This window comes from Pseudomonas sp. PDM10 (genome assembly GCF_014852295.1).
In the GTDB taxonomy this organism is placed as follows: Bacteria; Pseudomonadota; Gammaproteobacteria; order Pseudomonadales; family Pseudomonadaceae; genus Aquipseudomonas.
In genome coordinates, this window is the sequence record NZ_JACVBJ010000006.1 from 127,577 (window position 1) to 141,109 (window position 13,533).

Sequence of the window (13,533 nt, forward strand, 5' to 3'; positions counted from 1 at the left end):
CCCTGGGGTCAGGGACGCCGGGAGTTTTCTTATCTACTTCACCTGGGTGGTGGCGAAGTTATTAGTGGTGAGCGGGCTAATGTGATAGCCCTCTACGTTGTTGCGCATTGCGGTGAACATACGGGTGTGCGCCATGCTGATCCATGGCTGGTCCTGATTGAAAACCTCTTGGGCTTGCTCATAGAGCGCTGCACGTTCCGCCGGGTTCACTTTAGCCCTGGCTTCATCGATCAGCGTCTGGAACTTCTCATTGCACCAGCGTGCGTAGTTTTCGCCGTTTTTGGCGGCCTCGCAACTGAGCATAGGCGTCAGGAAGTTATCCGGGTCGCCGTTATCGCCCGCCCATCCGGCAGAAACCATGTCGTGCTCGCCGTTTTTCGCGCGCTTGAGCATTTCGCCCCACTCCATGACGCGAATATCGACCTTGATCCCGACCTGGGCCAGATCGGCCTGCATCATCTGCGCGCCGAGCATCGGGTTCGGGTTGGTTGGACCGCCGCCGTTACGGGTGAACAGGGTAAACGTAGTGCCATCCGGTACGCCGGCTTCCTTGAGCAAGGCACGAGCCTTGTCCAGATCACGCGGCGGATTCTTCAGGGCATGGTTGTAGCCCAGCAGGGTGTCCGGGTACGGGTTGACCGCCACGGTCGCATTGCCTTTGCCGAACAGCGCGTTGACGTAGGCGGCTTTGTCGAAGGCGATATCGATGGCTTTACGTACGCGCACATCGCTCATGTACTTGTGCGAGGTGTTCATGGCGATGTACGAGACGGTCATCGCGTTCAGTTCATCGACACTCAGTTTGGCGTCTTTCTTGATGCTCGGAATGTCATCTGGCTTGGGATACAGCGCAATCTGGCATTCGTTGGCTTTCAGTTTTTGCAGGCGCACGTTGTTGTCGGTGGCGATGGCCAGGATCAGCGAATCAGCCGGTGGCTTGCCACGGAAGTAATCCGGGTTGGCCTTGAAGCGGACTTGAGCGTCCTTGTTGTAACGCTGGAAAACGAACGGGCCGGTGCCGACAGGCTTGTTGTTCAGGTCGCCAGTCTTGTTGGCCTTGAGCAACTGGTCCGCATATTCGGCGGAGTAGATCGAGGAGAAGGCCATGGCGATGTCGGCCAGGAACGGCGCTTCGCGGCGGGTCAGGGTGAAGGTGACCGTGTTGTCATCGATCTTCTCGACACTTTTGAGCAGTTCCTTGAAGCCCATGCTTTCAAAGTACGGGAAGCCCACGCTCGACAGTTTGTGCCATGGGTGATTCGGGTCCAGCTGACGCTGGAAGCTCCAGACCACGTCGTCGGCGTTCATGTCGCGGGTCGGCTTGAAGTAGTCGGTGGTGTGGAACTTGACGCCTTTGCGCAGGTGGAACGTGTAGGTCAGGCCGTCCTCACTGATGTCCCAGGAATCGGCCAGTGCCGGAATCACTTCAGTGGTGCCGGGCTTGAAGTCCGCCAGACGATTGAAGATGGTTTCGGCCACCGCATCGGCGGTGACTGCAGTCGTGTACTGGACCATGTCGAAGCCTTCCGGACTGGCTTCGGTGCAGACCACCAGGGGTTTGGCCGAGACGCCAACAGCGACACTCAGCAACGCGGCTGCAATGGCCGCACGTAGGGGAAGCATTTTCATCAAAGAACCCTCTGCAATCAGTTTAAGGATTAATGCCCCACGGCTGATTCGTCACTGAATCAGCCGTGGGGCAAGTGCATTACAGGATGTTGAATGGAATCGTGGTCACGAGACGGAACTCGTTGATGCTGCCATCACCCTGGTTTTCGCTGGCACGGTGAGCGGTGTAGGTCGCGCGCACAGTGGTGGCCTTGAGTGGGCCGCTCTGAATGGCGTACGTAGAACCGATGCCGTATTCGTAGTGGGTCTCGCCGTCCATGTTTTTCACGTCATAGGCGGTACCGGTGTAGTGAGTACCGTCGATGCCCCAGCCACGCGCCTGGTAGATGTTGAACTTCAGGCCTGGCACGCCGTATTCAGCCATGTTGAGGCCGTAGGCGATCTGGAATGATTTCTCGTTCGGGCCGTTGAAGTCCGACAGCAGGGAGTTGGCCAGGTAAATGCCGTTGGTTTCGTGCAGGTAGTCGAAGTACTCGTTACCGTTAATTTCCTGGTACGAGAAGCTCAGGGTGTGAGCCTGGTGAGTCAGGCCGAACGACAGGGAGCCAGCTTGGTTGTCGATTTCGCCCAGCAGTTTTTTGCCTTCGTCGACGGTTTTGTAGTAGTTCAGGCCAGTGGTCAGGCTCAGAACCGAGCTGTCACCCAACACGTGGCTGGCGCCGAAGTAGTACTGGTTCCACAGATCTTCAGCCTGGGTGCCCCAGAGGCTGGTGGTCAGGCTGGCGAACGGCTGGTAGGTGATGCCGCCGGTGTTGACGTGATCGGTTTCAGCGTTGGAGTCGCCGTATTCGGAGCGGAATTTGCTCAGGCTTTCTTCGGTACGCGGCGAAACGCGGTCAAAGGTCCCCAGATCGAAAGCCAGGTTATTCAGTTCTTCGCTGTGGATCGCGACACCTTCGAAGCTCGAAGGCAGTGGGCGGTTGCCGATCACATCGACTTGCGGGCTGCTGAAGTTCATGCGGCCGGCGGTCAGGGTGGTGTTGGAGACACGGGCCTTGATGTTGGCCAGGCCGATTTTGCTCCACTGACCTTGAGCGTCGCCGCCTTCTTTGGTCAGGGTACGGTTGTTGCCCGCGCCTGGGCGTGTGCCCGGTGCGCCGCCGTTGTTGGACGCCAGGTTCTCGCGGTCACGTTCCAGAGCAATGGCGTTGTAGGCCGCTACTTCTGTGCTGAAACCCACGGTGCCTTCGGTGAAGCCCGAGTTGTACTTGACGATGGTGCCCTGGAGCCAGTTGATACGACGATCAGTCGGGGTCGCTACACCGTCTTTACGGTAAGTGAACTTGCCACCACGTTTCAGTTGTTCGTTGGCGTACCAGTTACGCGTGCTGCCGGTGACCGTACTGCCTTCGATAAAGCCGGTTGCATCGGCTTGAGCGCTTTTGGTGTTGACCGTAACCGGGGTGAATTCCTGGCTCTGGGTTTCTGCGTACGCCGAGGCGGTTACGCTGCTGATGGCCAAGGCCAGTAACGCGGTGCTGCTCAGTTTCATGGGGTGACGCTCCTTTCTTTCTTTTTTTAATGCCGGTCTTTTTTGGTGATCCGGCTATTTGGTTTGGAACTCATACAAGGCATCGCAAACGTTTGCTGTAGGCCGGATTGACGAATTACGGCAATACGCTTGCGTGAGGGCGGAATCCGCCCCCAGCGTTTCTGGCTAATCGGTTATTTTTCTATGCTGACGCCCGAGAACACGTTACGACCGAAAGGACTGACCTTGAATCCTTCGATTTTGGCGCTCAACGGCTGGTTAACCGTCGAGTGGGCGACTGGCGTAATCGGCACCTGCTGCTTGAGGTACTGCTGCGCCTGTTTGTAAAGCACGGTGCGCTGGTCGCGGTCGGTGACGACCTTGGCCTGTTTGATCAGCTTGTCGTACGCCGGATCACACCACATGGAGTAGTTGTTGCCGCCAATAGCATCGCAGCTGTAAAGCGTGCCGAGCCAGTTGTCCGGGTCCCCGTTGTCACCGGTCCAGCCGATCAGGCTGACGTCGTGCTCGCCATTCTTGGTGCGCTTGATGTACTCGCCCCATTCGTAGCTGACGATCTTCACTTTGAGCCCGATCTTCGCCCAATCAGCCTGGAGCATTTCGGCCATCAATTTGGCATTGGGGTTGTAAGGGCGCTGAACGGGCATCGCCCACAAAGTAATTTCCGTGCCTTCCTTCACGCCGGCGGCCTTGAGCAGTTCCTTGGCTTTTTCCGGGTTGTAGGCGGCATCTTTAATGGTCTCGTCGTAGGACCATTGGGTCGGTGGCATGGCGTTGACCGCCAGTTGACCGGCACCTTGATAGACGGCGTTGAGAATCCCTTGCTTGTTCACCGCCATGTCCAGCGCCTGGCGCACTTCGAGCTGGTCGAAAGGCTTGTGGCGTACGTTGTAGGCGATGTAACCCAGGTTGAAACCGGGCTTCTCGATGAGCTTGAGTGTCGGGTCGTTTTTCAGCGCAGTCACGTCGGCAGGGCGCGGGTGCAGGGTGATCTGGCACTCGTTGGCCTTGAGCTTCTGCACCCGCACCGAGGCGTCGGTGTTGATGGCGAAAATCAGGTTCTCGAGCTTGACCCGACTCGGGTCCCAGTACTGCTTGTTGCCGGTGTAACGGATGTTGGAATCTTTCTGGTAACTCTTGAATACGAACGGCCCGGTGCCGATCGGCTTCTGATTAATGTCGCTTGGCTTGCCTTCGGCCAGCAGTTTGTCGGCGTACTCGGCGGACAGGATGGCGGCGAAGCTCATGGCGATGTTCTGGATGAACGCGGCGTCCACGCTGTTGAGCGTCATGACCACGGTCAGCGGCCCGGTCTTCTCGACCTTGGCGATGTTCTTGTTCAGGCTCATTCCGTTGAAATACGGGAATTCGGTCGGATAAGCCTTACGGAAAGGTTGCTGTGGATCGAGCATGCGATTGAACGTGAACAGCACGTCATCGGCGTTGAAATCACGGGTCGGCGTGAAGTATTTGGTTGTGTGAAATTTCACCCCTTCGCGCAGGTGAAAAGTGTACTTGAGACCGTCCTCGGAAATATCCCAGCGAGTGGCCAGGCCTGGTACGACGTTGGTGGCGCCTTTTTCGAACTCTGCCAGTCGGTTGTACAACGGCTCGGCGGCGTCGTTATCGGTCGCGGTCGTGTACTGCGCGGTGTCGAAGCCAGCCGGGCTGCCTTCGGAGCAGAACACCAGGCTGTTATTGGAGGCCTGGCTGATGGAAGTGGCGGCCAACAGGCCGGTGCCCAGCAATGCGGATAAAACCAAGGTATGGCGCATGACGCTCCCTTTTCTCGTTCTCTAAGTGTTTTCAATGACCCGCCGCCTCGTCCGGGGACGTGGAGGCATCACTGATCTCAAGCCATGACAGGCAGCAATAACCGAAAGCCCACGCACGAACTGGTCAGATCCCGACGGTAGGAGCCGTGGGTCTGGCAGTAAATACGTAGAGTCCTAAAGACTCGTAGGAAATGGCAACGCGTCCGACGCCGCTGTTGTAATACTCAGCAGAATTGGATGTAGGTGGTTTCCTACTTTCTCGGCAGATAAAGCAACGGCGACGTCAAAACGTCGCCGTTGCAAAACCTTATTTGCTGACGCTGACGCCGTAGAAGGAGTTCAAGCCAAACGGGCTGATCTTGAAGTCCTGCACGTTGTCGCGCATGGGTTGGAACACCGTCGAGTGAGCGATAGGTGTCATTGGAACGGCGTCTTTGAGGACGTGTTGCGCCTGTTTGTACAGTTCGGTGCGCTTGGACTGGTCGGTCGTGCGCTTGGCTTCTTTCACGATGCCGTCAAACTTCTTGTCGCACCACTTGGAGAAGTTGTTGCCTTGCAGCGAATCGCAGCCGAACAGCACGTTCAGCCAGTTGTCCGGGTCACCGTTGTCGCCGCTCCAGCCAATCAGCATCGCGCCGTTTTCGCCGCCTTTGGAGCGCTTGATGTACTCGCCCCACTCGTAGGTCACGATCTTGGCTTTGATACCGATCTTGGCCCAGTCGGACTGCAGCATTTCAGCCATCAGTTTGGCGTTCGGGTTGTACGGACGTTGTACCGGCATCGCCCACAGGTTGATCTCGGTGCCTTCCTTGATGCCGGCTTCCTTGAGCAGCTCTTTGGCTTTCTCAGGGTTGTACGGCGCATCCTTGATGGTGGTGTCGTAAGACCACTGGGTCGGCGGCATGGCGTTGACGGCCAGTTGACCTGCACCCTGGTAAACCGAGTCGATGATCTGCTGCTTGTTGACGGCCATGTCCAGCGCTTGACGCACTTTCAGTTGGGCCATCGGGTTCGGCTGGTCGCTGCCCTTGATCTTGTCCATCACGTTGTAGGCGATGTAACCCAGGTTGAAACCAGCCTGGTTAGGCACTTTCAGAGTCTTGTCTTCTTGCAGCGCCTTCAGGTCGGCCGGACGTGGGAACAGAGTGATCTGGCACTCGTTCTTCTTCAGCTTCTGGATACGCACCGACGGGTCGGTGGTGATGGCGAAGATCAGGTTGTCGATCTTGACGTCGTCAGGCTTCCAGTAGTCCTTGTTCCCGGTGTAGCGGATGTTGGAGTCTTTCTGGTAGCTCTTGAACACGAACGGACCCGTGCCGACCGGCTTCTGGTTGATGTCGGCGGCTTTGCCTTCTTTCAGCAGCTGCGCGGCGTACTCGGCGGACTGGACGGACGCGAAGCTCATGGCCATGTTCTGGATGAACGCGGCGTCGACTTCTTTCAGGGTGAACTTGACAGTTTTGTCGTCGACTTTATCGATCTTGGTGATGTTGGTGTCCATCCCCATGTCGGTGAAGTACGGGAATTCAGTCGGGTACGCCTTACGGAACGGATCATCCTTGTTAATCATGCGATTAAAGGTGAACAGCACGTCGTCGGCGTTGAACTCACGAGTCGGCTTGAAGTACGGGGTGGTGTGGAACTTCACGCCGTCGCGCAGGTGGAAGGTGTAAGTCAGGCCATCATCGGAGATGTCCCATTTGGTCGCCAAACCAGGAATAACGGCGGTGCCGCCGCGCTCGAACTGAGTCAGGCGGTTGAACATGGTTTCTGCAGAGGCGTCGAAGTCGGTTCCGGTGGTGTACTGACCAGGATCAAAACCGGCCGGGCTCCCTTCGGAGCAAAACACCAGGTTAGTCGCCGCTTGGGCGAAAGGTGCGCTGGCTAACAAGCTTGCGCCGACTAAAAACGGAATGACCGCGTGTTTAAGCATGGTGGCCTCATGATTTGTTGTCATTTTTGGAATTAGAGGACGACCTCGTGAGTCGACCTGCGGATACTTATGCAGGGGCCATACCCAATGCAAGATCCGGAGCGACCACAGGCGTTAAACAGTGGCACGAACGTACCTTAATGTCGCATTTGTATAAATTCGCGCGCATTTGACCGTTTGCGCAGGTTTTTTTCAGTGCAAATCGCGCACCTGTGCGGTGCGATCTGGACGTTTTGCGCACTCGATTGGAGCGCGGTGTTACTTATTTATACCCATCATTGAGGGGTGTGAACGGGGAGTGCGGGCGTGAATGAGATTGAGTTCTGGTTTGGTGGCCAGGTGGTTGTTGTTTAAAGGGTTGTTGTGTCTGTGGGGGCAGATTGTTTCGTTACTGTTTGTCAGTGGACATCTGTGGGGGATGCCTGGCTTCGGGATTTGGTGGGGGGGCTTGGGGGGTGTTGGTAGTACCGGGGGGTGCAACCTTTGCTGCTTGCGGTAGCGCTTTTGGTTTTTTCCAAATGTTGAGCCCGTAACGAGCATTTTCTGACCCGATTGATCGTTCCCGCGTTCCGGTTTTTGGTTTTGGTCGGGCATAAAAAAACGGCGATCACTTCGGTGATCGCCGTTTTTGTGTATGGGTTATCGAATCAAGGCATCAACACTTCAATCGAACCATCCGCCGTCATGCTGACCTGACTTGTACCAGCTTCGACTTCCGGCGTAACCGGCGCACTGTCCATGCTCGCCGCTTTCATCATCATTGGCGCGCGCATGTACGGTTGTGGATAACCGTTGCTGTTCAGGTTCAGGTTGACGATTTTGTAACCCTTGCCGCCCAGCGCGTCGGTGGCCAGTTGCGCACGGGCCTTGAAGGCAGTCACGGCGTCTTTGAGCAGCGCATCTTCGCTGGCCTTGCGGGTTGGTGTGGCGATGGCGAAGTCCATGCCGCCCATTTTCAGGTCGGTGAGCAGTTCGCCGGTCAGTTTCGACAGCGCCGCAAAGTCGGAGCTTTCCAGGCGCAGTTCGGCGCGTTCGCGCCAGCCGGTGATTTTCTGGCCCTTGGTATCGTAGATCGGGTAACTGTTGCGGCTGCCTTGGCGCAGGGTGACTTCCTTGACCTGTTTGGCCTGGCCCAGCGCTTTGTTCATGGTGGTGCTGACGTCGGCGGCGAGTTTGGCCGGATCGGTGTTTTGCTCTTCTGTATAGAGGGTCACGATCATCAAGTCGCGGGCCACTTCCTGACTGACTTCGGCGCGCAGGGCGATCTGGTTGTAGTGCAGCTCGTCGGCGGCCAGGGCCGGGAGGCTGGCGATAGTGCCAGCGCTAAGGGCGAGGAGGGCGGCGCTGCGGCGGAATGTGTGCATGAAAGCTCCTTGGGCAATGCGCAGGGGTAATGTCCGGGCCTGCGTGAAACCATCAGACTCTAGCTTTAATGATCCGGTTCGCACAGTTACAACTTCTATACAGATCGATCACAGGTGACCCTGTGGTGAGGGGATTTATCGGAACGCCGCACCGCCCCGTTCGGCTGCGAAGCAGTCGTAAATATCGCCATGAAGTAGGCAGGCAGGATTCGGTTGTGAATTTTGGGGCGGCTTCGCCACCCAACGGGGATAAATCCCCTCGCCACAAAGACCTTCAGCCATTCACAAGTGTGGCGGTTTGCCGCACTTTTGCCTGTCAGCCCCCGTGCTTGGTTATACTCCGTGCGATCCGCCTGGAGCGCTCATCAGGAGAGCTCATGCTCGCCCCCGTTCAAATCACTTCCGCAACTCGCCAGAATCTCTGGCGGCTGACGTTCATCCGCACATTGGTGTTGGCCGCTCAGGCCGGTTCCGTGGGCCTGGCCTACTGGCTCGACTTGCTGCCGCTGCCCTGGTTTCAACTGGCCGCGACCCTCGGTTGCTCGATGTTGCTGTGCGCGTTCACGGCCATTCGCTTGCGCACCACATGGCCGGTTACCGAACTCGAATACGCCGTGCAACTGGCCTGCGACCTGTTTATCCACAGTGCCTTGCTGTACTTCTCCGGCGGCTCGACCAACCCCTTCGTCTCTTATTACCTGGTACCGCTGACCATCGCCGCCGTGACGTTGCCGTGGCGTTATTCAGTGATTCTGTCCGGTATCGCGTTGACGATGTACACCCTGCTGCTGGCCCGCTTCTATCCGCTGCAAACCTTCCCGATCGCTCGGGAAAACCTGCAGGTATACGGGATGTGGCTGAGTTTCGCCCTGGCCGCGGCGGTCATCACTTTCTTCGCTGCACGCATGGCCGAAGAGCTGCGTCGTCAGGAAGAACTGCGTGCCATCCGTCGCGAAGAGGGCCTGCGCGATCAGCAACTGCTGGCCGTCGCCACCCAGGCCGCCGGTGCTGCCCATGAGCTGGGCACGCCGTTGGCGACCATGAGCGTGTTGCTCAAGGAAATGCGTCAGGACCACCATGACCCGATGTTGCAGGACGACCTGAGCGTGCTGCAGGATCAGGTCAAACTTTGCAAAGAAACCTTGCAGCAACTGGTGCGCGCCGCCGAGGCCAATCGCCGATTGGCCGTGGAGATGCAGGACGTCACCGATTGGCTCGACGAAGCCCTGAACCGCTGGCACCTGATGCGCCCGGAAGCCAGTTACCGCTTCCAGCGCTTGGGCCAAGGCGCCGTGCCGCGCATGGCGCCGCCGCCGGACCTGACCCAGGCGCTGCTGAATTTGCTCAACAACGCCGCCGACGCTTGTCCCGAAGGGCTGCAAGTGACGCTGGACTGGAATGCCGAGGACTTGACCATCAGCATCCGCGACCACGGTGCCGGTGTACCGCTGGCCATCGCCGAGCAGATCGGCAAGCCATTTTTTACCACCAAGGGCAAAGGTTTCGGCCTGGGCCTGTTTTTGAGCAAGGCCAGCGTGACACGCGCCGGCGGCTCAGTGAAACTCTACAGTCATGAGGAAGGCGGCACGCTCACCGAGCTGCGCCTGCCCCGTGTCGCCCGAGGAGACGAACATGAGTGACGAGATCCAAGTCGAAGGCGAAGAACTGCCGCATTTGCTGCTGGTAGACGACGACGCAACGTTTACCCGGGTGATGGCCCGTGCCATGGCCCGCCGCGGCTTTCGCGTCAGCACCGCCGGTTCCGCCGAAGAAGGCCTGACCATCGCTCAGGCGGACCTGCCAGACTACGCCGCGCTGGACCTGAAAATGGACGGCGATTCCGGCCTGGTGCTGTTGCCCAAGCTCCTTGAGCTGGACCCGGAAATGCGCGTGGTGATCCTCACCGGTTACTCGAGCATCGCCACCGCCGTCGAAGCGATCAAACGCGGCGCCTGCAATTACCTGTGCAAACCGGCGGACGCCGATGACGTGCTGGCCGCGTTGCTCTCCGAGCATGCCGACCTTGACACGCTGGTGCCGGAAAACCCGATGTCGGTCGATCGCCTGCAGTGGGAACACATCCAGCGCGTGCTGACCGAGCACGAAGGCAACATTTCCGCCACTGCCCGGGCCCTGGGCATGCACCGCCGCACGCTGCAGCGCAAACTGCAGAAGCGTCCCGTTCGTCGCTGAACCTGCGCTGAATGAATGCAGGCCGCTCCTCGCGGGGAACCGAACCGATCATCTATGATCGGTTCGTGTGTGTTCTTTTCTTTATCGAGCCTTATCCATGAATCAGAACGCTGAATATTCCGCGGTCAACGATGCTGTGCGCGGGCAGTTTTTTCGCAAAGTCTGGGCGATGACCACGCCTTATTGGCGCAGCGAAGAGAAGGGCAAGGCCTGGACGTTGCTCATTGCCGTGATCGCACTGTCGTTGTTCAGCGTGGCGATTTCGGTGTGGGTCAACAGTTGGTACAAGGATTTTTACAACGCCCTGCAAAAGAAGGACGAAGCGGCCTTCTGGCAGTTGATCCTGTATTTCTGCGGCATTGCGGCGGTGGCGATTCTCGGCGCGGTGTATCGGCTCTACCTGACCCAGATGCTGACCATCCGCTGGCGGGCCTGGCTCACCGAGAAGCACTTCACCCGCTGGCTCGACAACAAGAATTACTACCAGCTGGAGCAGGGCGGTTACACCGATAACCCGGACCAGCGCATTTCCGAAGACCTCAATAAATTCACCACCAACACCTTGCTCCTGGGCCTTGGTTTGATCCGCAACATCGTCAGCCTGGTGTCGTTCTCGATTATTCTGTGGGGCGTCTCAGGCAGCATTGAAGTGTTTGGCTATACGATTCCCGGCTACATGTTCTGGTGTGCACTGGTTTACGCCGCCGTCGGCAGTTGGCTGACGCATGTGATCGGTCGTCGCTTGATCGGCCTCAACAATAACCAGCAACGTTTCGAAGCCGACTTGCGTTTCTCCATGGTGCGGGTCCGCGAAAATGCCGAAAGCATTGCGCTGTACAACGGCGAGCCCAACGAGAATCGTCGCTTGAGCAGCCGTTTCGGGCTGGTCTGGCACAACTTCTGGGACATCATGAAAGTGTCCAAGCGCCTGACCTTCTTCACCTCCGGTTACGGCCAGATCGCGATCATCTTCCCGTTCATGGTCGCCGCGCCGCGTTACTTCGTCGGCAAGATCGAGCTCGGTGAGCTGATGCAAATCAACTCCGCGTTCGGCAACGTCCAGGAGAACTTCAGCTGGTTCATCAGCGCGTACCAGGATCTCGCCGAGTGGCGTGCCACGTGTGATCGTCTGCTGAGTTTCCGCCAGGCCATGACCGACAACGAAGAGCGGGCACCGGCCATCGATGTGCAGAACCAGGGCTCGGCGTTGAAGGTGCATAACCTTGGCCTTGACCTCGCTGACGGTCGTCACCTGCTGACCAACGCCGAGATGACCGTGGAGGAGGGCGAGCGCGTCATGCTCAGCGGTCGTTCCGGCAGCGGCAAGTCGACCTTGTTGCGGGCGATGGGGCATTTGTGGCCGGCTGGCCACGGCAGTATTCGTCTGCCCGCGGCGCGTTATTTGTTCCTGCCGCAAAAACCCTATCTGCCGATTGGCACGTTGCGTGAAGCGCTGAGTTATCCACAGCCGGGCGATACGTATTTGCACGAGCGCTACGTTCACGTGCTGGAGGCGTGCCGTTTGCCGCACCTCGTTGCTCGTCTGGACGAAGCCAATCATTGGCAGCGCATGTTGTCGCCGGGTGAGCAGCAACGTCTGGCCTTCGCTCGTGCGCTGCTTTACACACCGCAATGGCTGTACATGGACGAAGCGACCTCGGCGATGGACGAGGAGGACGAAGCGTCGCTGTATCAGAGCTTGATCGATGAGATTCCGGGATTGAGCATCGTCAGCGTCGGGCATCGCAGCAGCCTGAAGCGCTTCCATCCACGGCATGTTCGTATCGAGAATGGCCATCTGGTGGATCAAACAGTGACCGCCTGAACACCACAACCCCTGTGGGAGCGGGCTTGCTCGCGAAGGCGGGGTGTCAGACATCCTCATTCTGGATGTCAGACTGCTTTCGCGAGCAAGCCCGCTCCCACAGGGGTGATGTTCGCCGACGGTGATCGTACAACCGCGTTGAGCTATGATGCGGTTTCAGCCGCAACTTTCGAGAAAGATGTTCACCATGGAAAACCCGATCGACGCACCACGCCTCCCTCGCAAGCGCCGCAGCCTCGCTCAGGAACTGGTGACGGTGCTGTCCGAGCAGATCCGCGACGGTCACCTCAAGCGTGGCGACAAGTTGCCCACCGAGTCGGCGATCATGGATGCCCATGGCGTCAGCCGCACCGTGGTGCGTGAAGCGATTTCCCGTTTGCAGGCGGCCGGCCAGGTTGAAACCCGCCACGGCATCGGTACCTTCGTGCTCGACACCCCAAGCCCGAGCGGTTTCCGTATCGACCCGGCGACCGTGGTCACGCTGCGGGATGTACTGGCGATTCTGGAACTGCGCATCAGCCTTGAAGTGGAATCCGCCGGCCTCGCCGCGCAACGCCGCAGCCCCGAGCAACTGGCATTGATGCGAGCGGCGCTGGATGCATTGAATGAAAGTGTTTCCCATGCCAGCGATGCGGTGGCGTCCGACTTCCAGTTCCACCTGCAAATCGCCCTGGCGACGGGCAACCGCTATTTCACCGATATCATGACCCACCTGGGCACCAGCATCATTCCGCGCACGCGCCTCAACTCCGCGCGCCTGGCCCATGACGACCAACAGCACTACATGAATCGCCTGAGTCGTGAGCACGAAGAGATTTACGACGCGATTGCGCGTCAGGATTCGGATGCGGCGCGGGCGGCGATGCGGTTGCATCTGACGAACAGTCGCGAGCGGCTGCGCCATGCTCATGAAGAGGCTGAAGCTCAGCGCAGTTAGGGGTAAGGGTCTTCCACCTCGACGGCTTTGTAATCCACGCGCTCAATCGTGTTGTTCAGCAGAACCTTGAATATCTTCAGGGTGATTTTCCAGTACTGACCGGGCAGTGTTTCAAACTCGACGATGTCGTCGACGCTGACATTGAGGTCAAAGTCAGTTGGAATCTCTAAAGTTGCGTGTCTGGTTTTGGCAGGAAAGTTAAAGCGATGGATTGTGGGCATGAGCGCCTGGCCTGTGCAGTGACTGATCGTTCGATTAAGCGCCTGTGGTTTGGTGGGGCGAAACTGTGAGAAATACCAGTTTCGATGAACGGCCATTCTCCAATCTTTAGCAATTGCGGTGTCTCGCCGAATGCCATCGCGAGCAGGCTCGCTCCCACAGGGAA

The 13,533-nt window shown here is 58.1% G+C and carries 10 protein-coding genes; 4 read left to right on the plus strand and 6 right to left on the minus strand.

Annotated elements, in window-relative coordinates; genetic code table 11:
* Positions 1 to 33: 33 nt before the first annotated feature.
* The 5 genes from IB252_RS21020 to IB252_RS21040 all read right to left on the minus strand — a co-directional run bounded on the left by IB252_RS21020 (position 34) and on the right by IB252_RS21040 (position 8,193).
* Entirely contained in the window at positions 34 to 1,629 is a 1,596-nt protein-coding gene (locus IB252_RS21020; protein WP_192410139.1) for an ABC transporter substrate-binding protein, read from the minus strand.
* Positions 1,630 to 1,708: 79 nt separating this feature from the next.
* Complete coding sequence (locus IB252_RS21025) at positions 1,709 to 3,121, minus strand: OprD family porin (protein ID WP_111450432.1); 1,413 nt, start codon at positions 3,119 to 3,121, stop codon at positions 1,709 to 1,711.
* A 173-nt stretch (positions 3,122 to 3,294) separates the two neighbouring features.
* Positions 3,295 to 4,896, minus strand: a complete 1,602-nt coding sequence (locus tag IB252_RS21030; protein WP_192410140.1) for an ABC transporter substrate-binding protein — start codon at positions 4,894 to 4,896, stop codon at positions 3,295 to 3,297.
* A gap of 307 nt (positions 4,897 to 5,203) precedes the next feature.
* A complete protein-coding gene (locus IB252_RS21035; RefSeq protein ID WP_192410141.1) occupies positions 5,204 to 6,829 on the minus strand; it encodes an ABC transporter substrate-binding protein in 1,626 nt (541 codons plus the stop codon).
* A gap of 647 nt (positions 6,830 to 7,476) precedes the next feature.
* Positions 7,477 to 8,193 carry an SIMPL domain-containing protein gene (locus IB252_RS21040; protein WP_192410142.1) on the minus strand — a complete coding sequence of 239 codons (717 nt, stop codon included), beginning with the start codon at positions 8,191 to 8,193 and terminating at the stop codon, positions 7,477 to 7,479.
* A 377-nt stretch (positions 8,194 to 8,570) separates the two neighbouring features.
* Between IB252_RS21040 and IB252_RS21045 the strand changes: the two genes are divergently transcribed.
* From IB252_RS21045 to IB252_RS21060, 4 genes are all read left to right on the plus strand, one after another.
* Complete coding sequence (locus IB252_RS21045) at positions 8,571 to 9,833, plus strand: ATP-binding protein (RefSeq protein WP_111450428.1); 1,263 nt, start codon at positions 8,571 to 8,573, stop codon at positions 9,831 to 9,833.
* Positions 9,826 to 10,386: a response regulator transcription factor gene (locus IB252_RS21050; RefSeq protein ID WP_007942792.1), complete on the plus strand. Its 561-nt coding sequence runs from the start codon at positions 9,826 to 9,828 to the stop codon at positions 10,384 to 10,386. Before IB252_RS21045 ends, IB252_RS21050 begins: the two co-directional genes overlap by 8 nt.
* A 97-nt stretch (positions 10,387 to 10,483) precedes the next feature.
* A complete protein-coding gene (locus IB252_RS21055) occupies positions 10,484 to 12,211 on the plus strand; it encodes an ABC transporter ATP-binding protein/permease (protein WP_192410143.1) in 1,728 nt (575 codons plus the stop codon).
* A 187-nt stretch (positions 12,212 to 12,398) separates the two neighbouring features.
* A complete protein-coding gene (locus tag IB252_RS21060) occupies positions 12,399 to 13,148 on the plus strand; it encodes a FadR/GntR family transcriptional regulator (protein WP_192410144.1) in 750 nt (249 codons plus the stop codon).
* On the opposite strand, the gene IB252_RS21065 is transcribed toward IB252_RS21060, so the two are convergent.
* Positions 13,145 to 13,465, minus strand: coding sequence for a hypothetical protein (locus IB252_RS21065; protein ID WP_225607534.1), 321 nt, complete (start codon positions 13,463 to 13,465; stop codon positions 13,145 to 13,147). The genes IB252_RS21060 and IB252_RS21065 overlap by 4 nt on opposite strands.
* Positions 13,466 to 13,533: the final 68 nt, after the last annotated feature.

What these genes read in the sequence shown, in the direction of transcription:
- IB252_RS21020 (WP_192410139.1), bottom strand. Translation starts at nt 1,629, where the DNA reads ATGAAAATGCTTCCCCTACGTGCGGCCATTGCAGCCGCGTTGCTGAGT.
- IB252_RS21025 (WP_111450432.1), bottom strand. Translation starts at nt 3,121, where the DNA reads ATGAAACTGAGCAGCACCGCGTTACTGGCCTTGGCCATCAGCAGCGTA.
- IB252_RS21030 (WP_192410140.1), bottom strand. Translation starts at nt 4,896, where the DNA reads ATGCGCCATACCTTGGTTTTATCCGCATTGCTGGGCACCGGCCTGTTG.
- IB252_RS21035 (WP_192410141.1), bottom strand. Translation starts at nt 6,829, where the DNA reads ATGCTTAAACACGCGGTCATTCCGTTTTTAGTCGGCGCAAGCTTGTTA.
- IB252_RS21040 (WP_192410142.1), bottom strand. Translation starts at nt 8,193, where the DNA reads ATGCACACATTCCGCCGCAGCGCCGCCCTCCTCGCCCTTAGCGCTGGC.
- IB252_RS21045 (WP_111450428.1), top strand. Translation starts at nt 8,571, where the DNA reads ATGCTCGCCCCCGTTCAAATCACTTCCGCAACTCGCCAGAATCTCTGG.
- IB252_RS21050 (WP_007942792.1), top strand. Translation starts at nt 9,826, where the DNA reads ATGAGTGACGAGATCCAAGTCGAAGGCGAAGAACTGCCGCATTTGCTG.
- IB252_RS21055 (WP_192410143.1), top strand. Translation starts at nt 10,484, where the DNA reads ATGAATCAGAACGCTGAATATTCCGCGGTCAACGATGCTGTGCGCGGG.
- IB252_RS21060 (WP_192410144.1), top strand. Translation starts at nt 12,399, where the DNA reads ATGGAAAACCCGATCGACGCACCACGCCTCCCTCGCAAGCGCCGCAGC.
- IB252_RS21065 (WP_225607534.1), bottom strand. Translation starts at nt 13,465, where the DNA reads ATGGCCGTTCATCGAAACTGGTATTTCTCACAGTTTCGCCCCACCAAA.